The 16955-nt window shown below is 70.5% G+C and carries 17 protein-coding genes and 2 tRNA genes; 17 read left to right on the forward strand and 2 right to left on the reverse strand.

The annotated features are described in order from the left end of the window. Positions 1 to 318 precede the first annotated feature (318 nt). Positions 319 to 1638 (reverse strand): glycosyltransferase, encoded by a 1320-nt coding sequence (locus tag EDF31_RS12615; RefSeq protein WP_131846380.1) that lies wholly within the window; start codon positions 1636 to 1638, stop codon positions 319 to 321. Positions 1639 to 1933: 295 nt separating this feature from the next. Here EDF31_RS12615 and EDF31_RS12620 point away from each other — a divergent pair, with 295 nt between their 5' ends. The 12 genes from EDF31_RS12620 to EDF31_RS12675 all read left to right on the forward strand — a co-directional run bounded on the left by EDF31_RS12620 (position 1934) and on the right by EDF31_RS12675 (position 10127). Further along, positions 1934 to 3217: an ABC transporter substrate-binding protein gene (locus EDF31_RS12620; RefSeq protein WP_123294821.1), complete on the forward strand. Its 1284-nt coding sequence runs from the start codon at positions 1934 to 1936 to the stop codon at positions 3215 to 3217. A gap of 156 nt (positions 3218 to 3373) precedes the next feature. Further along, complete coding sequence (locus tag EDF31_RS12625; protein ID WP_131846544.1) at positions 3374 to 4351, forward strand: sugar ABC transporter permease; 978 nt, start codon at positions 3374 to 3376, stop codon at positions 4349 to 4351. A gap of 95 nt (positions 4352 to 4446) precedes the next feature. Next, positions 4447 to 5259: a carbohydrate ABC transporter permease gene (locus EDF31_RS12630; RefSeq protein WP_243650055.1), complete on the forward strand. Its 813-nt coding sequence runs from the start codon at positions 4447 to 4449 to the stop codon at positions 5257 to 5259. 5 nt (positions 5260 to 5264) lie between these two features. Next, positions 5265 to 5735: a hypothetical protein gene (locus tag EDF31_RS20185; RefSeq protein WP_207896209.1), complete on the forward strand. Its 471-nt coding sequence runs from the start codon at positions 5265 to 5267 to the stop codon at positions 5733 to 5735. 21 nt (positions 5736 to 5756) lie between these two features. Beyond that, the gene (locus EDF31_RS12640) at positions 5757 to 6779 is read left to right on the forward strand and encodes a LacI family DNA-binding transcriptional regulator (protein ID WP_131846381.1); all 1023 of its coding nucleotides are present in this window, start codon (positions 5757 to 5759) and stop codon (positions 6777 to 6779) included. A 112-nt stretch (positions 6780 to 6891) separates the two neighbouring features. Beyond that, positions 6892 to 7527, forward strand: a complete 636-nt coding sequence (locus tag EDF31_RS12645; protein WP_131846382.1) for an MBL fold metallo-hydrolase — start codon at positions 6892 to 6894, stop codon at positions 7525 to 7527. 373 nt (positions 7528 to 7900) lie between these two features. Beyond that, positions 7901 to 7976 (forward strand) — tRNA-Glu (locus EDF31_RS12650). Positions 7977 to 8009: 33 nt separating this feature from the next. Beyond that, positions 8010 to 8085, forward strand: a tRNA-Glu gene (locus tag EDF31_RS12655). A 66-nt stretch (positions 8086 to 8151) separates the two neighbouring features. Then, positions 8152 to 8559 (forward strand): RidA family protein, encoded by a 408-nt coding sequence (locus EDF31_RS12660; protein ID WP_131846383.1) that lies wholly within the window; start codon positions 8152 to 8154, stop codon positions 8557 to 8559. A 136-nt stretch (positions 8560 to 8695) separates the two neighbouring features. Further along, complete coding sequence (locus tag EDF31_RS12665) at positions 8696 to 9139, forward strand: CrcB family protein (protein ID WP_131846384.1); 444 nt, start codon at positions 8696 to 8698, stop codon at positions 9137 to 9139. Then, positions 9136 to 9525: a fluoride efflux transporter CrcB gene (gene crcB, locus EDF31_RS12670; RefSeq protein WP_131846385.1), complete on the forward strand. Its 390-nt coding sequence runs from the start codon at positions 9136 to 9138 to the stop codon at positions 9523 to 9525. Before EDF31_RS12665 ends, crcB begins: the two co-directional genes overlap by 4 nt. Continuing rightward, positions 9522 to 10127 carry a histidine phosphatase family protein gene (locus EDF31_RS12675; protein ID WP_123312265.1) on the forward strand — a complete coding sequence of 202 codons (606 nt, stop codon included), beginning with the start codon at positions 9522 to 9524 and terminating at the stop codon, positions 10125 to 10127. Before crcB ends, EDF31_RS12675 begins: the two co-directional genes overlap by 4 nt. Positions 10128 to 10279: 152 nt before the next feature. Here the strand turns inward: EDF31_RS12675 and EDF31_RS12680 are convergent, their stop codons facing one another. Further along, on the reverse strand, positions 10280 to 11347 hold the full coding sequence (locus tag EDF31_RS12680; protein WP_131846386.1) for an FUSC family protein: 1068 nt from the start codon (positions 11345 to 11347) through the stop codon (positions 10280 to 10282). 167 nt (positions 11348 to 11514) lie between these two features. On the opposite strand from EDF31_RS12680, the gene leuC reads away from it, so the two are divergent. The 5 genes from leuC to EDF31_RS12705 all read left to right on the forward strand — a co-directional run bounded on the left by leuC (position 11515) and on the right by EDF31_RS12705 (position 16939). Beyond that, entirely contained in the window at positions 11515 to 13005 is a 1491-nt protein-coding gene (gene leuC, locus EDF31_RS12685; protein ID WP_131846387.1) for a 3-isopropylmalate dehydratase large subunit, read from the forward strand. Next, positions 13005 to 13601: a 3-isopropylmalate dehydratase small subunit gene (leuD, locus tag EDF31_RS12690; RefSeq protein WP_111086049.1), complete on the forward strand. Its 597-nt coding sequence runs from the start codon at positions 13005 to 13007 to the stop codon at positions 13599 to 13601. Before leuC ends, leuD begins: the two co-directional genes overlap by 1 nt. Continuing rightward, on the forward strand, positions 13601 to 14968 hold the full coding sequence (gene murA / locus EDF31_RS12695) for a UDP-N-acetylglucosamine 1-carboxyvinyltransferase (protein WP_123294811.1): 1368 nt from the start codon (positions 13601 to 13603) through the stop codon (positions 14966 to 14968). Before leuD ends, murA begins: the two co-directional genes overlap by 1 nt. Positions 14969 to 14973: 5 nt before the next feature. Then, complete coding sequence (locus EDF31_RS12700; RefSeq protein WP_243650028.1) at positions 14974 to 15846, forward strand: lysophospholipid acyltransferase family protein; 873 nt, start codon at positions 14974 to 14976, stop codon at positions 15844 to 15846. A gap of 79 nt (positions 15847 to 15925) precedes the next feature. Then, the gene (locus EDF31_RS12705; RefSeq protein ID WP_131846546.1) at positions 15926 to 16939 is read left to right on the forward strand and encodes an NAD(P)H-dependent glycerol-3-phosphate dehydrogenase; all 1014 of its coding nucleotides are present in this window, start codon (positions 15926 to 15928) and stop codon (positions 16937 to 16939) included. The last annotated feature ends 16 nt before the right edge of the window (positions 16940 to 16955 follow it).

Below are 16955 nucleotides of genomic sequence, written 5' to 3' on the forward strand. Positions count from 1 at the left end.
CGGCCGGCGCCGGCACGCCGGCACCGGTGGGCGGGGTCGCTGCACCCGGTTTGCGACAAGACGGTCGTCTTACGACACGTGTCTTGTCGCTTGTTGCGTGCGCAACGGTTGCAGGCGCGTGGGGGCGACATCCTCGACGTCGTGCGACAGCGCGGGTGTCGCTCGTTGCGTGCGCGACGGTTGCGTGCGCGTGGGGGCGACGTCCTCGACGTCGTGCGACGACGCGAGTGTCGTACCGCGTCGGTCGGACCCGACAACGAACAGAGGGGAGGCCCGTGGCGACACTGCCACGGGCCTCCCGTCCGTCACGCTGCGCGACTACGGCCGGAAGCGGCCGGCCTCGACGTCGCGCCAGCGGCGTCGGCTGCGGAACCAGGCGGCCGGGCCGGCGGGGAACCCGCGCAGCTCGTGGTACGCCAGGGTCTTCGGGATGCGCGTGGTCGAGGCGTCGTTCGTGACCTCGGTCGCGGCGTCCCGGCGTCCGGCCAGGCGCGAGAGCATCTGCTTCGACTTGACCTTCGCGGCGAGCGGCATCAGGCGTGCGAGGACGGCGACGTGCCGCTTGTCCTTCGCGGCGAGCGCGAACATCAGCGCGGTGAAGCCGACGCCGTTGCCGTGCAGCTGCTTGTGCAGGTCCTCGATGGTCTGGCGGTGCCGGTGGTGCACGACCGCGCGGGGCTCGAAGCCGATCTTCCCGCCGCGCCACAGCGTCTCGATGAACATCGCCAGGTCCTCGCCACCACGGGCGGGGGAGCCGGCGCCGAGGGTGTGGTCGAAGCCGCCGACGGCCTCGATCAGGGTGCGACGGTAGGCCATGTTCGCGCCGGCGCCGTACGCACCGATGCCGTAGACGGCGAAGTGCTTGAGGACCTCGCCGGACGGGGTGACCGCCGAGACGCGGGCGTGCCGCATGGTGCCCTGCACGTCGTCCGGGACGATCGTCACGGGCGAGAAGGTGCGCTCGGCGCTGAACCCGCCGTAGTACGCCTCGTACCAGATCTGCGCCGGGGTGGTGAGCTCGCTCGGCAGGATGACGCCGGTGACGGCGTCCAGGCCGGGCTCGCTGACGAACCGGGACCCGATGGCGCGGAGCCACTGCGGGTCGACGCGGACGTCGTCGTCGGTGAAGGCGATGACGTCGCCGGTCGCGGCGGCGACACCGGCGTTCCGTCCGGCGGACAGACCGGGACGGCGTTCCTCGACCAAGCGGACGTTCCGCCCGGCGAGCATCGCGGGCAGCGCGTCGCCGGCGGGGACGCGGACGCGGTTGTCGACGAGGATGACCTCGTGCCGCGGGTAGTCGAGGTGCTCGAGGACGTCGAGCAGCTTGCCGAGGTCCTCGACGCGGTCGACGATCGTGGACACGACGACCGAGATGGTCGGCAGGTCGTCGTCGGACACCGCGGGGACGTCGGCCAGGACGGTCTCCTGCAGCGCCTCGAGGGCGCGGGCCGCGTCGGCGGGGTCGTCGGTGAGCAGCACGTCGAGGGTGCCGGTGGGGTGGCCGCCGCGGTAGCCGATCACCATGGCGGACTCGCCGGTCTCGTCGGCGACGAGACGGGGGAGCGGGGCGTCGAGGTCGACGCCGATGACACGGCGCGGTGCGGGCACGGTGTCGGCGGGGTGGAGGGTGGCCATGTCGTGGACGCTACGTGGGGCCGTGGGTGCGGACAACGGCGCGGGACACCGGTGGCGGTGTTCATGCGGAGTTCCGCAGTGGCGCGCAGGGGTCCCTCGAACGAGGGTGAGCGCTCACCCAGGAAGTCTCCGGGACTTCCAAGGTCACGCTCAGGTCACGGAACCGATGCAACCGGTTGCGGAACCCCTGCGGCGGGCGTAGCTTCCTCCACCAGCAGGCAGCGGCGCCTGCTCCAGGGCAGTGTCGTCGAACCCGATCGATGCCCCCTGGTGATCTCAATGAGGAGACAACGCTGTGAAGACAACACGCTCCAGGGTGCGGTTCGCATCCGTTGCCGGGGTCGCCGTCATCGGCCTCGTGCTCACCGGCTGCTCGAGCGGGAGCTCCGGCGCCGGTTCGGACGACGCCAAGAGCGGCCAGGACAGCCGCGGACCCATCACCTACGTGCAGGGCAAGGACAACTCGAACGTCGTCCGCCCGCTGATCGCGAAGTGGAACAAGGCCCACCCCGACGAGAAGGTCACCTTCAAGGAGCAGTCCGACCAGGCCGACCAGCAGCACGACGACCTCGTGCAGCACTTCCAGGCGAAGGACGCGAACTACGACGTCGTCGACGTGGACGTCGTCTGGACCGCCGAGTTCGCCGCGAAGAGCTGGCTGACGCCGCTGACCGGTGACATGAAGATCGACACCTCGAAGCTGCTGCCGGCCACGGTGAAGACCGCGACCTACAACGACACCCTCTACGCCGCCCCGCAGACCTCGGACGGCGCGCTGCTCTACTACCGCAAGGACCTCGTCAAGACGCCTCCGACCACGTGGAAGGAGATGATGGCCGACTGCCAGATCGCGAAGGACAAGGGCATCGGCTGCTACGCCGGGCAGTTCGCGAAGTACGAGGGCCTGACGGTGAACGCCTCCGAGGCGATCAACGGCTCCGGTGGTTCGGTGCTCAGCAAGAGCGGGGACCCGGACGTCGACACCTCGGACGCCAAGGCCGGCCTGCAGAACCTGGTCGACGCGTTCAAGGACGGGAACATCCCGGCCGAGGCGATCACGTACCAGGAGGAGCAGGGCCGCACGGCGTTCGAAGCCGGCAAGCTGCTGTTCCTGCGCAACTGGCCGTACGTCTACAACCTGGCGAAGACCGACGGTTCGAGCAAGGTCAAGGACACGTTCGGCATCGCGCCCATCCCGGGTGCCGACGGCACCGGCGCCTCGACGCTCGGCGGCCACAACGCCGCGATCAGCGTGTACTCGAAGCACAAGGCGACGGCGCACGACTTCCTCGAGTTCCTCATCTCGAACGACACGCAGAAGTTCTTCGCGACGCAGGGTTCGCTCGCCCCGGTCGTCGGTGACCTCTACACCGACTCCGAGCTGACGGCGAAGCTGCCGTACCTGCCGACGCTGCTCAAGTCGATCGAGTCGGCGGAGCCGCGGCCGGTCACGCCGTTCTACCCGGCGGTGACGAAGGCGATCCAGGACAACACCTACGCGGCGCTCAAGGGATCGAAGTCGGTCGACGAAGCCATGAAGGACATGCAGGACGCCCTCAAGGCGGCGACCAGCAGCTAGCGACACGCGGCTCACGCCGCATCGGACTGGAGGCACGGTGCCATCCCGGCACGTGCCTCCAGTCCGCCCCTACTTGCGTTCCGACACCCCCGGCAAGGAGGCCGACACGTGTCAGCAGCAACCGAGATCCCCGCAGCCATCCCCAACCCGACGGGCATGGAACCGAAGCGCCAACGGCGCAAGGGCGGACTCAACGCCGAGCACGGCCGGTGGGCCGTGTACCTCATCGGCCCGACGATCCTGCTCCTCGCGATCGTCATCGGCTACCCGGTCATCAGCGCGATCATCCAGTCGTTCCAGCTCGACCAGGGCCTCGACAAGACCACGCAGCTGTTCGTGGAAGGCGGTTTCGCCGGCATCACGAACTACGCGCACTGGCTCGGCCAGCAGTGCGGCAACGTCACCTGCCCGCCCGGCAGTCTCGGCTCCCAGTTCTGGGTGTCGATGGGCAACACGTTCTTCTTCACGGTCGTCACCGTGGCGTTCGAGACGGCCATCGGCGTGTGGATGGCGATCATCATGAACCGCAACTTCAAGGGCCGCGCGCTCGTCCGTGCCGCGATCCTGGTGCCGTGGGCGATCCCGACGGCCGTCACCGCGAAGCTCTGGTACTTCATCTTCGACGCGAACGGCGTCCTGAACCACGTCCTCGGGCAGCAGATCCTGTGGACGAGCGGCGAGTGGGCGTCCCGGTGGGCGGTCATCATCGCCGACACCTGGAAGACCACGCCGTTCATGGCGCTGCTCATCCTGGCCGGGCTGCAGCTGATCCCGGAGGAGGTCTACGAGGCCGGCAAGATGGACGGCGCGTCGACGTTCCAGCGCTTCGTGCTCATCACCCTGCCGCTCATCAAGCCCGCGCTGATGGTCGCGATCCTGTTCCGCGTGCTCGACGCGCTGCGCATGTACGACCTGCCCGCGATCCTCACCGGCGGTGGCGGTGGTTCCGGCAACGCCACCACGACCCTGTCGATCCTGGTCGTCGAACAGATCCGGCAGGGCTTCAACTCCGCGTCGGCCCTGTCGACCATCACCTTCCTGGTGATCTTCATCGTGGCGTTCGTCTTCGTCCGGTTCCTCGGCGCCAACGTCGTGCAGACGCAGGCCGCCCAGCAGAAGGGTGAACTCAAGTGACCCTCGCAGCAGACCGCCCCCGGTCAGTGCCAGTCCCCGGCGAACGTGCTAGCGCACGCGCCGAAGTCCGGGTCCGCCGCGACACCGGCCCCCGGATCCGCACGGCCGTGCAGGCGATCGTCATCGCCGTGTGGTGCCTCCTGCCGTTCTACTGGATGGTGGTGACGAGCTTCCGCGACGTCGGGTTCACGTTCGACGCCACCCCGTGGCCGACGCACGTCACGCTCGACAACTACGCCACGGCGTTCTCCACGTCGCTCGGCAACCACCTCGGGCGGGCGCTCGCCAACAGCCTGCTCATCGGCGGCGTCGTGACGATCATCGCCCTGCTCGTCGGCACCACGGCGGCGTACGCCCTCGCCCGCCTCGAGTTCGGCGGCAAGTCGCTCATCGCCGGCGCGATCCTGGCGGCGTCGATGTTCCCGGGGGTCGCGCTCATCTCCCCGCTGTTCCAGCTCTTCACGGACATCGGGTGGATGGGGACCTACCAGGCGCTCATCCTGCCGAGCATCTCGTTCGTGCTGCCGCTGACGGTCTACACGCTCGCGTCGTTCTTCCGCGAGATGCCGTGGGACCTCGAGGAAGCAGCGCGCATCGACGGCTGCACCCGCGTGCAGGCGTTCCGGCGGATCATCCTGCCGCTCGCCGCCCCCGCGGTGTTCACGACGGCGATCCTGGCGTTCATCTCCAGCTGGAACGAGTACCTGATCTCCTCGCAGCTCTCGAGCGACGCGACGCAGCCGGTGACCGTGGCGATCGCCTCGTTCGCCGGGTCGCAGCCGCACCAGGAGCCGTACACGGCCGTCATGGCCGCGGGCACGATCGTCACGATCCCGCTCGTCATCCTGGTCCTCATCTTCCAGCGACGCATCGTGGCCGGCCTCACCGCCGGTGGTGTGAAGGGCTGACGACCATGGCACAGCGCGGACCCACCCGGCCCACGGCCCGGATCGAAGAGGCGATCGGCTTCGTCGGCATGTTCGGCATCCTGTTCCTCGGCGCCTCGGTGTTCTGCGAGGTCACCGGTCGACCGGCACTCGGCTGGGCACTCACCCTGCTGGTGTGCGTGCTCGGGGTCGTGGCGCTCGACCGGTGGCGGGTGCGGGTACTCCGCCGCCACGCGGTCGTCGACGGGGCCACCGACGGCATCGGTGCCGCTCCTGCCGTCGCCCCCGTCCGCACCGCTCGCGGCGACGACACCCGTCGTCAGCCACGGCCCTCCGCGGACGGGCGGGTGCACCAGCACAGCGGGTGGGACGAGCTCGCACCGGCCGGTCGTCGTGCACCGTACCGGGCGCGCCGGACCGCAGCGGCCGTCGCGCAAGCCGCCCCCGGCACTGCAGCCGACCGTCCGGCGGGCGTGACACACGGTACGGACGGCTGACGGGCCTCCCGGGTCGCATCGATGGGGATCCAGGAGATCGCGACCGTCACGGGACTGTCGAAGTCCACGGTGTCGCGGGCGCTGCGCGGCATGGAGAACGTGGCGGAGACCACGATCGACGAGGTCCGACGGGTCGCCGACGAACTCGGGTACGTCCCGAGCTCGGCGGCGGCCGGCCTCGCCACCGGGCGGCAGCGCGCCGTGGGCGTCGTCGTCCCGGTGATCGACCGGTGGTTCTACGTCAAGGCACTCGGCGGCGTCGACGCGGAACTCCGGCGGGCCGGGTACGACCTCGTGCTCTACAACCTGGGCGGGCCGGGCGGCGACCGCGACCGGGCGTTCCGACGCTCGATGCTGCGGCACCGTGTCGACGCCCTCGTCCTGCTGTCCCTGGTGCTCGACGCGACCGAGCGTGCCGAGCTCGAACTCACCCGGCACCCGATGATCGTCATCGGCGGACCCGCACCGGGCCTGCGGAACATCGGGGTCGACGACCGAGCCGTCACCCGGATCGCGGTCGACCACCTGTGCGGACTCGGACACCGACGGGTCGCCTACGTCGGCGGGCAGGACGAGGCCGGCATGAACGTGGCGGTGCCGCACCTGCGGCGGGACGGGTTCGTCGACGCGATGCGGGCCGCCGGACACGCGGTGCCGGACCGGTGGCTGCTCGACGGACGGTTCTCGTTCGCCGGCGGCCTGGCGGCGGGGAACGCGCTGTTCGGCGGGCGCGCTGGTGCCGGCGCCGGGCCCGATCGTCCGACCGCGGTGTTGTGCGCATCGGACGAGATGGCGCTCGGGGTGCTCCTCGCCGCGGGGCAGGCCGGGCTGTCGGTGCCGGGGGACGTCTCCGTCATCGGGATCGACGGCCACGAGTACGGCGCCACCGTGGGCCTGACGACCGTGACACAGGACCCGGAGGCGCAGGGGCGGGCAGCGGCGCGGGCAGTGCTGGCCGAGGTCGACGGCGGCGCTGCCGGAGCGATCGTCGCGGCGCCGGCGCACCTGCTGGTGCGGGGGACGACGGGGCCGCCGCCGGGGTGAGGGTGGCGGGCGTGGCGGGATCGACTCGGAACGACGATCCCGATGTCGTGCGACAACGGAGACGTCGTTCCGAGTCGAGCCCGCCCGGCCCGCCGCGGGTAGCGTCGCCCGCATGGAGGTCACGAAGCTCGAACACGCCTGCCAGATCCTGTCGGACGGCGATGCCCGCCTGGTGCTCGACCCGGGCGACTTCACCCGCCCCGTCGACGCGACCGGGGTCGTCGCGGTCGTCGTCACCCACGAACACCCCGACCACGTCACGCCCGAGCAGCTGCAACGGATCCTCGCCGCCAACCCCGACGCCGTCGTGTTCGGCCCCGAGGGCGTCCGCGCGGCGCTCGCCGATTCCGGCATCGCGGTCGAGGTCGTGACCGACGGGGACCACCGCACCGTCGGACCGTTCGAGCTCGACTTCCACGGCACGCGGCACCAGCTCATCCACTCCTCGGTGCCGATCGTCGATAACACCGGCGTGCTCGTGAACCGCACGCTCTTCCACCCCGGCGACTCGTACACCGACCCGGGCGTGCCCGTCGAGGTCCTCGCCGCACCCGTCGGTGCCCCGTGGCTCAAGGTCGCCGAGATGATGGACTACGTCGCCGCGCTCGCCCCGGCCCGTGCCTACCCGATCCACGAGGCCACGCTCTCCGACATCGGCTACGGCATGCACACCGGTCGGCTCCGCGAGGCGCTCGCGCCGCACGGCGTGCTCGAGATCCTGCGGCCGGGGGAGTCGCTCACGATCTGACCGCGCCGGACGCGACGATTCCCGCGCACGGCGTGCGGCCCCGGACGTGCGCACGTTCGGACGGGAGGCCCGTGGCGGGCCCGCCCCGTGCCTCCCGTCCGCCGGAACGGTCGCGTCTCCAGCCGCGCGACCGATGCACGCGCATGGTGCGACAGCACACCCGTCGTTCGACGGGTGTTTCGTCGCTTGATGCGCACGCAACGGATGCGTGTGCATGTTGCGACAGAACGCGCGTCGTTCAACCGGTGTTCTGTCGGAATCTGCACGTGCAACGAGCGCCGTATGCCGGGCGCGGCATGGCGGCACACCCGGGCGACACGCCTCGTTTTGGCCCGATGCGCGGCTTGTGCAATACTTGTCGAGTTGTCGGAACGGCCCCATCGTATAGCGGCCTAGTACGCTGCCCTCTCACGGCGGTAACGCGGGTTCGAATCCCGCTGGGGTCACCACAGGTGACATGCTCCGAGTCCGACAACAGCCGCGGCCCCATCGTATAGCGGCCTAGTACGCTGCCCTCTCACGGCGGTAACGCGGGTTCGAATCCCGCTGGGGTCACCAGCACACGAAACCCCCGACGAGCTCCGGCTCGCCGGGGGTTTCGTCGTCGTGTGCCAGGCTGAGGCCGTGTCCAGCGCCGTCCAGCTCATCCGGTCCGCAGCCCTCAGCGACGTCGCGGAGTACGCCTACGCCGCAACCGTCCCCGCCGGTACACGGTTGGTGTTCCTGGCGGGGGCGTGTCCACTCGACGAGCACGGCGCGACGGTCGCCGTCGGTGACGTGGCCGGGCAGGCCGCGCAGTGCATCGCGAACCTGCGGACGGCGCTCGCAGCCGCCGGCGCGGGTGTCGACGACCTCGTCCAGACGCGGGTGCTCGTCGCGACGACCGAGCAGCAGGACCTCGTCGCCGCCTGGGACGTCGTCCGCGCCGCGATGGGAGACCACGACGTGCCGAGCACGCTGCTCGGCGTGACCGTCCTCGGCTACGACGACCAGCTCGTCGAGGTCGAGGCGATCGCCGCCGTCGCCGACTGAGCAGTACGCTGGACGGGTCGTCAGACCCGGCAGTGGGGCCTGCCGGACCCAACCGCGCACGAGGCGCCAACGGTCCCTATCCCGAGAACACCGCACGCGCGGAGACGATCCGGCGTGCTCGGCGATAGGAGTACCGATGACCGATGCGCGACCGCCGCACCTCCGCTGGCGCTTCCTCGCCCTCGTCGCACTCGGCGGCGCGATCGGGACCGCGATCCGCGCACTGCTCGCCGAGGCGTTCCCCGGCCACGACGGCATCAGTTGGGTGATCCTCGCGATCAACGTCGTCGGGGCCTTCTGTCTCGGGCTCCTGCTCGAGGCGCTCGCGATGCGTGGGCCCGACGTCGAGGGGCGCCGCACGCTCCGGCTGTTCGTCGGCACCGGCGTGCTCGGCGGCTTCACGACCTACAGCACGCTCGCGGACGACACCGCGCAGCTGATCGACGTCGGCCGGTGGGGTGCGGGCAGCGGGTACGCACTGCTGTCCGTCGTCCTCGGGCTCGGCGCCGTCGCGCTCGGGGTGTTGATCGCCGGGCGGCTCCGACCGCGTCCGACCGGCCCGGACGGAGGCGCGTCGTGAACCCGCTCGAACTGCTGCTCGTCGCCGTCGGCGGGGGAGTCGGAGCCGCGTTCCGGTTCCTGCTCGACGGACTCGTCAAGGCGCGCACGTCCCGCTCGCGGACTGCCGGGTTCCCGCTCGGGACCGTGCTGATCAACGTGTCCGGATCGCTCGTCCTCGGGCTGCTCACCGGCCTCGGGCAGGCCGGGACGATCCCGCTCCCGGCGGTCGCGGTGCTCGGGACGGGCATGATGGGTGGGTACACGACGTTCTCGACGGCGAGCGTCGAGACCGTCCAGCTCCTCCGATCCGGCAAGCCCCGGCTCGCCGTCCTGCACGGCCTCGGGATGCTCGTCGTCTCGGTCGGCGCAGCTGCGCTCGGCCTCTGGATCGGAAGGAACTCATGACCTCGGAACGCCCCGGCGAACTCGTCCTCGTCCGTCACGGAGAGACGGAGTGGTCGAAGAGCGGGCAGCACACCGGCCGCACCGACATCCCGCTGACGGAGAACGGTGTCGAGCAGGCGAAGCGCGCCGGCCGGTACCTGGCCGACCGCTCGTTCGCGTTGGCCCTGTCGAGTCCGCTGCAGCGTGCCCGCGACACCGCGCACCTGATCGGCGTCGACCCCGAGCTCGACGAGGACCTGTACGAGTGGGACTACGGCGCGTACGAAGGGCTCACCACCCCGCAGATCAAGGTGCTGCGCCACGGGCCGTGGGACCTCTGGACCGATGGAGTACCCGCCGGTGACACCCCCGGTGAGAACGCCGCCGAGGTCCGGGTCCGCGTCGAACGGATCCTGAACCGCGCTCGTCCGGTGCTCGCCGAGGGGCAGGACGCCGTGTTCATCGCGCACGGCCACGTGCTGCGTGCCCTCGGCGCCGCGTGGATCCGGCTCGCGCCGCAGGACGGTGCCGTGCTGAAGCTCGGTACCGCATCGGTCAGCGTCCTCGGGTACGAGCACGGCCGCCCGGTCATCGACGCCTGGAACATCCAGCCCCGCGACTGACGCGCCGGCCGCGGTCCGTGGGTGCGGTCTGCGAGAGCGACAGTTCCGCGCCCCCTCAGCTGGTCAGTCCCGCGAGAGCGACAGAGTTGCGCGAACAGTTCGCGGAGATCTGTCGCTTTCGCGGCCGGGTCGCGCCCACGACCGGACGGGCGTCAGACGGTACGGATCGCGCTCGTGGCACCCAGGGCTCGGCCGCGCCGCCGCTCGATCGCGCGCCCCACGAACAACAGCCCGACGCTGACGAGCGCACCGAGGGTGGTCTGCGCGACCCGGTCGAGCGCGAGGAGCTCCGGGGCCTCTGGCAGGCTCAGCCACGACACGGCGAGGGCGAGCGGCGTCAGGAACAGCAGGCAGACGGCGTAGTTCCGGGCGACGAAGATCTCCGCGAAGAACTGCCCCACGACGGCGATGACGACGATCCACCACGCCGACGGCTCGAGCAGCAGGATCCCGACGGCGATCACGGTGCCGCCGATCGTGCCGATGAAGCGCTGGAACGCCCGGATCACGGTGTGCCGCTGGCGGAGTGCGGGCAGGGTCGACACCACCGCGATGACGGCCCAGTACGGGTGCCCGAGCCAGGGGATGGTCGACGCCACCGCGCCGGCGACGAGCGACCCCACGACGTTGAGCGCCACGGTCTCCCACAGCGCGGCCGTGCGGAGGATGCCGAAGCCGCGCTCCTTGAGCGGCGCCAGCGGCCGGAACCGGTGCGGGGCGCGCGGGTGCCACACGTGCCGGATGACGAACCCGGACATCGCGACGAGCCACGCCCAGACGACCGAGCAGACGATGATCGTGGCGACGAGCGGGACGTCCGCGGGCCTGAGCGGCACGAGGGCGGAGACCACGAACGCGAAGACGGGGAAGATCGGCTGCGCGGGGATCGTCCGCAGGGTCGACAGGGTGCAGACCGCGACGACGAGCACGACGACGAGCCCGGTCGCCTGCAGCCAGAGCGGGGAGCCGAGCAGGGCGACACCGATGCCCGCGAACATGCACAGGGTCTGCAGCGCACCCGCGACGCCGGTGGTGACGGCGCGCTGCCGGTAGGGCTCGGTCGCCCCGAAGATCGCGGTGAAGCCGGCGAACATCGCGAACGCGGCGTAGCCCGGCATCCCGAGGGCGATGAGCAGCGCCAGTGGTGCACCGCCCGCGATCGCTGCGCGTGCCGCGCCCTCGAGGTTGATCGTCCGGGTCGAGTGCGCAGGTGTCGTCATGTCCCGACCATCTTCCCACCGCGACGGGTGTCGTCGAGTCGCCACGGGCCTCCCGGTCGACCGCCGCACCGCGTGGAGAACGCGACGACGCGTTGGTATACCAATGGTAGAGTCGCCTGATCGTGCCGCGGTCGCGGCGCAACGACGAGAACGAGGGAGTCGAGCTCATGGGTAGGACGCTCGCCGAGAAGGTGTGGGACGACCACGTCGTGGTCAAGGGTGAGGACGGGAACCCGGACCTCCTCTACATCGACCTCCACCTCGTGCACGAGGTCACGAGCCCGCAGGCGTTCGACGGTCTGCGCCAGGCCGGGCGCCCGGTGCGCCGGCTCGACCTGACGATCGCGACCGAGGACCACAACACCCCGACGCTCGCCATCGACCGCCCCATCGCGGACCCGACGAGCCGGATCCAGATCGAGACCCTGCGCCGCAACTGCGAGGAGTTCGGGGTCCGCCTGCACTCCCTCGGCGACAAGGAGCAGGGGATCGTGCACGTCGTCGGCCCGCAGCTCGGCCTGACGATGCCCGGCATCACCGTCGTCTGCGGCGACTCGCACACCAGCACCCACGGGGCGTTCGGGGCCATGGCGTTCGGCATCGGCACCTCCGAGGTCGAGCACGTGCTGGCGACGCAGACCCTGCCGCTGAAGCCCTTCAAGACGATGGCGATCACGGTCGAGGGCACGCTGCGTCCGGGCGTGACCGCGAAGGACATCATCCTGGCGGTCATCGCGAAGATCGGCACCGGCGGCGGACAGGGCTACGTGCTCGAGTACCGCGGTTCCGCGATCCGCGCGCTCTCGATGGAGGGCCGGATGACGATCTGCAACATGTCGATCGAGGCCGGAGCTCGCGCCGGCATGGTCGCCCCCGACCAGATCACCTACGACTACGTCCAGGGCCGCGACCACGCCCCGACCGGTTCCGACTGGGACGACGCCGTCGCGTACTGGGACACCCTGGCGACCGACGACGACGCCGTGTTCGACGCCGAGGTCTTCATCGACGCCGACGACCTCGAGCCCTTCGTCACCTGGGGCACCAACCCCGGCCAGGGTGTCTCGCTGTCGGAGAACGTGCCTTCGCCTCTCGACTTCGAAGACCCGAACGACCAGGCCGCTGCGCAGCGGGCCCTCGACTACATGGACATCGCCGCCGGCACCCCGATGAAGGACATCGCCGTCGACGCGGTCTTCATGGGCTCGTGCACGAACTCGCGCATCGAGGACCTGCGGGCCTTCGCGTCGATCATCCAGGGCCGCAAGAAGGCCGACGGCGTCCGGGTCATGGTCGTGCCGGGGTCCGCCCGGGTGCGGCTCGAGGCCGAGGCCGAGGGGCTCGACGTCGTGATCAAGGAGTTCGGCGCCGAGTGGCGGTTCGCCGGCTGCTCGATGTGCCTCGGCATGAACCCCGACCAGCTCGCACCGGGGGAGCGCTGCGCGAGCACGTCGAACCGCAACTTCGAGGGGCGTCAGGGCAAGGGCGGGCGCACCCACCTGGTGTCGCCGCTCGTGGCCGCCGCCACCGCGATCCGCGGCACGCTGTCCAGCCCGTGGGACCTGGCGACGGACGACGAGATCGCCGCCGCCACGAGCGCCGCCGCGACCAGCACGACGACCGCCGCGACCAGCACGACCACCGAGGGGACCTTCTGATGGACAAGATCACCACCGTCACCGGCATCGCCGCCCCGCTCAAGCGGTCGAACGTCGACACCGACCAGATCATCCCAGCGGTCTACCTCAAGCGCGTGACGAAGACCGGCTTCGAGGACGCCCTGTTCTCCGGCTGGCGCCAGGACCCCGACTTCGTGCTGAACCAGCCCGAGTACCAGGGCGCGAAGGTCCTGGTGGCCGGCCCGGACTTCGGCACCGGCTCGTCCCGCGAGCACGCGGTCTGGGCACTGCGTGACTTCGGCTTCGCGGTCGTCATCTCGCCCCGGTTCGCCGACATCTTCAAGGGGAACGCGGGCAAGCAGGGCCTCGTCACCGCGATCGTGACCGAATCGGAAGTCGAGCGGCTCTGGGCCGAGATCGAGCGGAACCCGGGGGTGTCGGCGACCGTGGACCTGGTGGCGCAGCGCGTGTCGCTCGGGGATGTGGACGTCCCCTTCGAGATCGACGCTTACACTCGTTGGCGGTTGATGGAAGGGCTCGACGACATCGGGCTCACCCTCCGTGACGAGACCTCGATCACGGAGTTCGAATCCCGCCGCTCCAGTTGGCGGCCGAAGACATTGCCGGTGAAGTAGTGAACTCTCTCGTACAGGACGCAGCGGCCGCAGGGGCGCGCGTGGGCCTCAAGTCGGACGAGATCGTCATCCGCGGGGGCAAGCCGCTCGTGGGGCGCATCGAGGTCCGCGGGGCGAAGAACCTCGCGACCAAGGCCATGGTGGCGTCGCTGCTCGGTGACACCCCGTCGATCCTCAAGGACGTCCCGGACATCTCCGACGTCAAGGTCGTCCGTGGGCTGCTCGAGGTGCACGGCGTGCGCATCACCGATCCTGCACGAGGCGAGCTCATCCTCGACCCGGCCAACGTCGAGTCGGCGCACTTCGCCGAGATCGACGCCCACGCCGGCTCGAGCCGCATCCCGATCCTGTTCTGCGGCCCGCTGCTGCACAAGCTCGGCGAGGCGTTCATCCCCGACCTCGGCGGCTGCCGCATCGGGGACCGCCCGATCGACTTCCACCTCGACGCGCTCCGGGCAATGGGTGCGGTCGTCGACAAGCAGGTCAACGGCATCCACCTGACGGCTCCGAACGGGCTGAAGGGCGCGTCCATCGAGCTGCCGTACCCGAGCGTCGGCGCGACCGAGCAGGTCCTGTTGTCGTCCGTCCTGGCGACCGGCGTCACGGAGCTGCGGAACGCGGCGATCGAGCCCGAGATCATGGACCTCATCGCGATCCTGCAGAAGATGGGCGCGATCGTGTCCGTCGAGCCGAACCGCGTGATCTTCATCGAGGGCGTCGAGTCGCTGCGCGGCTACACGCACCGTGCGATCAACGACCGCAACGAAGCCGCCAGCTGGGCCTCCGCCGCGCTCGCCACCGACGGCGACATCTTCGTCGAGGGCGCGAACCAGCAGGAGCTCATGACGTTCCTCAACGTCTTCCGCAAGGTCGGCGGCGGTTTCGACGTGCAAGAGGACGGCATCCGGTTCTACCGCGAGCGCGACACCCTCAAGCCCGTCGTCATCGAGACCGACGTGCACCCCGGCTTCATGACCGACTGGCAGCAGCCGCTCGTCGTGGCGCTGACCCAGGCCGAGGGGCAGAGCATCGTGCACGAGACCGTGTACGAGAACCGCTTCGGCTTCACCGACGCGCTGAACGAGATGGGCGCCGACATCGTCGTCCACAAGGAAGGGCTGCCCGGGCACGACCGCCGTGTCGCCCGTCGCCCGTTCGAGCAGGCCGCGGTCATCACCGGTCCGACGACGCTGCACGCGGCGAACGTCCGGGTCCCCGACCTCCGCGGTGGCTTCAGCCACCTCATCGCGGCCCTGACCGCCGACGGCGAGTCCCACATCACCAACGTCGGCATCATCAGCCGCGGCTACGAGCACTTCATCCCGAAGCTGCGGAAGCTGGGCGCCGACTTCGACTTCGCGGGTTAGTCGCGGTGTCGGTTCCGCAGCCGGGTGACGGTCCGTCGCGTCCGGGTGACGGCCCGTCGGGCCAGGGCCAGGGCGATGGCCGGGAGGCCCGTGGTGCGTCCGCCGTGCAGGTCGCGACCGGCCTGCCGGTGCGTGGACGGCGTTGGAAGCGTGGGGAGCTCAACCCCGCGTTCCGCATCGTGGCGTCGATCGTCATCCCGACGTTCCGGTTCTCGTCGAACTACCACTGGTACGGCCCGAACCGCCTGCCGGCGGACGGTGCCTTCGTGCTCGCCCCGAACCACTTCACGAACATCGACCCGCTGGTCGTCGGCACCGCCGTCTACATCAGTCGGCGGGCCCCGCGGTTCCTGGCCAAGGCCTCGCTGTTCAAGGTGCCCGTCTTCGGCAAGCTCATGTCCGGCATGGGGCAGATCCCGGTCGAGCGCTCGGGCCGCACCCGGCTGAGCGACCCGCTCGGCGGCGGGCGGTCGCTCATCGAGCAGGGTGGGGCGATCATCGTCTACCCCGAGGGCACGCTCACCCGCGACCCCGACCTGTGGCCGATGCGCGGCAAGACCGGTGCCGTCCGCATCGCACTCGAGAACGACGTGCCGCTGATCCCGATGGCCCACTGGGGCACGCAGGGCATCATGGCGCGCTACTCCAACAAGCTCCGCCTGTTCCCGCGATCGCGCGTGGACGTCATCGTCGGCGACCCCGTCGACCTGTCCGCCTACCGTGGCCGGCCGATCGACCAGCAGATGCTGACCGAGGCCACCGAGCTGCTCATGCAGCGCATCACGGAGCTGCTCGAGCAGCTCCGTGGCGAGCAGGCCCCGACGACCCGCTGGGACCCGGCGGCGAACAACCAGAAGGAGACCGGCCGGTTTGAGTGACCTCCGCCCGCACGACGATCGTCCCGACCCCGTCGCAGCAGCGCCGGGTGCCTTCGACACCGCCGCGATCCGGGTGGTGATGCAGTCGACCGACAAGCCCCGCGTGGCGGTCATCGGTGCCGGCAGCTGGGGCACCACGTTCGCGAAGGTGCTCGCCGAGGGCGGTGCCTCCACGGTCGTGTGGGCCCGGCGTCCCGAGGTCGCCCGCGAGATCACCGAGACGAAGCGGAACTCCGACTACCTGCCCGGCATCAACCTGCCCCGCACCCTCACGGCGTCGACGTCGCTCGAGCAGGTACTCGACGGCGCCACCCAGGTGTACATGTCGGTGCCGTCGCAGACCCTGCGCTCGAACCTCGACGCGATCCGCGAGCTCCTGCCCGCCGGTGTCCCCGTCGTCAGCCTGATGAAGGGCGTCGAGAAGAGCACCGGCCTGCGGATGAGCGAGGTCCTGCTCCAGGGGCTCGGCATCGACCAGGACCGCATCGCCGTCGCGAGCGGGCCGAACCTGGCGCTCGAGATCGCCCGCCGGCAGCCGACCGCCGCCGTGGTGTCGTCGTCGAGCGTGGAGACCGCGACCGCTGTCGCCGCGGTCGCGACGAACCCGTACTTCCGGTCGTTCATCAACACCGACGTCATCGGCACCGAGTTCGGCGGCGTGCTGAAGAACCTCATCGCCGTGGCGATCGGCATCGTCGACGGCGTCGGCTACGGCGAGAACACCAAGGCGTCGATCATCACGCGCGGGCTCGCCGAGATGACCGAGTTCGCGGTGTCCCTCGGCGCGCAGCCGTCGACCCTGTCGGGCCTCGCGGGCCTCGGTGACCTCATCGCCACCTGCCAGTCGCCGTTGTCCCGGAACAACACCGCGGGGCGCCTGCTCGGGCAGGGGTACCGGTTCGACGAGGTCGTGCGGCAGATGAACCAGACCGCCGAGGGCCTGGCGTCCGTCGCACCGATCCTCGAGCTCGCCGCCGCGAACGGCGTCGACATGCCCATCGTCAGCCAGGTCGGCGAGGTCCTCGCCGGTAGGCTCGATCCGCGCAACATCGCGCCGCACCTCACCGAGACCGACGAGCCCCAGGGCGAGTGACCGGTCCCGCACCGAG

The organism is Curtobacterium sp. PhB142 (genome assembly GCF_004341255.1).
In the GTDB taxonomy this organism is placed as follows: Bacteria; Actinomycetota; Actinomycetes; order Actinomycetales; family Microbacteriaceae; genus Curtobacterium.

Excerpts from the sequence above, each read along its gene's own strand:
- EDF31_RS12615 (WP_131846380.1), bottom strand. The coding sequence starts at position 1,638 with ATGGCCACCCTCCACCCCGCCGACACCGTGCCCGCACCGCGCCGTGTC.
- EDF31_RS12625 (WP_131846544.1), top strand. The coding sequence starts at position 3,374 with ATGGAACCGAAGCGCCAACGGCGCAAGGGCGGACTCAACGCCGAGCAC.
- EDF31_RS12680 (WP_131846386.1), bottom strand. The coding sequence starts at position 11,347 with ATGACGACACCTGCGCACTCGACCCGGACGATCAACCTCGAGGGCGCG.
- EDF31_RS12640 (WP_131846381.1), top strand. The coding sequence starts at position 5,757 with ATGGGGATCCAGGAGATCGCGACCGTCACGGGACTGTCGAAGTCCACG.
- EDF31_RS12645 (WP_131846382.1), top strand. The coding sequence starts at position 6,892 with ATGGAGGTCACGAAGCTCGAACACGCCTGCCAGATCCTGTCGGACGGC.
- leuD (WP_111086049.1), top strand. The coding sequence starts at position 13,005 with ATGGACAAGATCACCACCGTCACCGGCATCGCCGCCCCGCTCAAGCGG.
- EDF31_RS20185 (WP_207896209.1), top strand. The coding sequence starts at position 5,265 with ATGGCACAGCGCGGACCCACCCGGCCCACGGCCCGGATCGAAGAGGCG.
- EDF31_RS12665 (WP_131846384.1), top strand. The coding sequence starts at position 8,696 with ATGACCGATGCGCGACCGCCGCACCTCCGCTGGCGCTTCCTCGCCCTC.
- EDF31_RS12705 (WP_131846546.1), top strand. The coding sequence starts at position 15,926 with ATGCAGTCGACCGACAAGCCCCGCGTGGCGGTCATCGGTGCCGGCAGC.
- leuC (WP_131846387.1), top strand. The coding sequence starts at position 11,515 with ATGGGTAGGACGCTCGCCGAGAAGGTGTGGGACGACCACGTCGTGGTC.
- EDF31_RS12675 (WP_123312265.1), top strand. The coding sequence starts at position 9,522 with ATGACCTCGGAACGCCCCGGCGAACTCGTCCTCGTCCGTCACGGAGAG.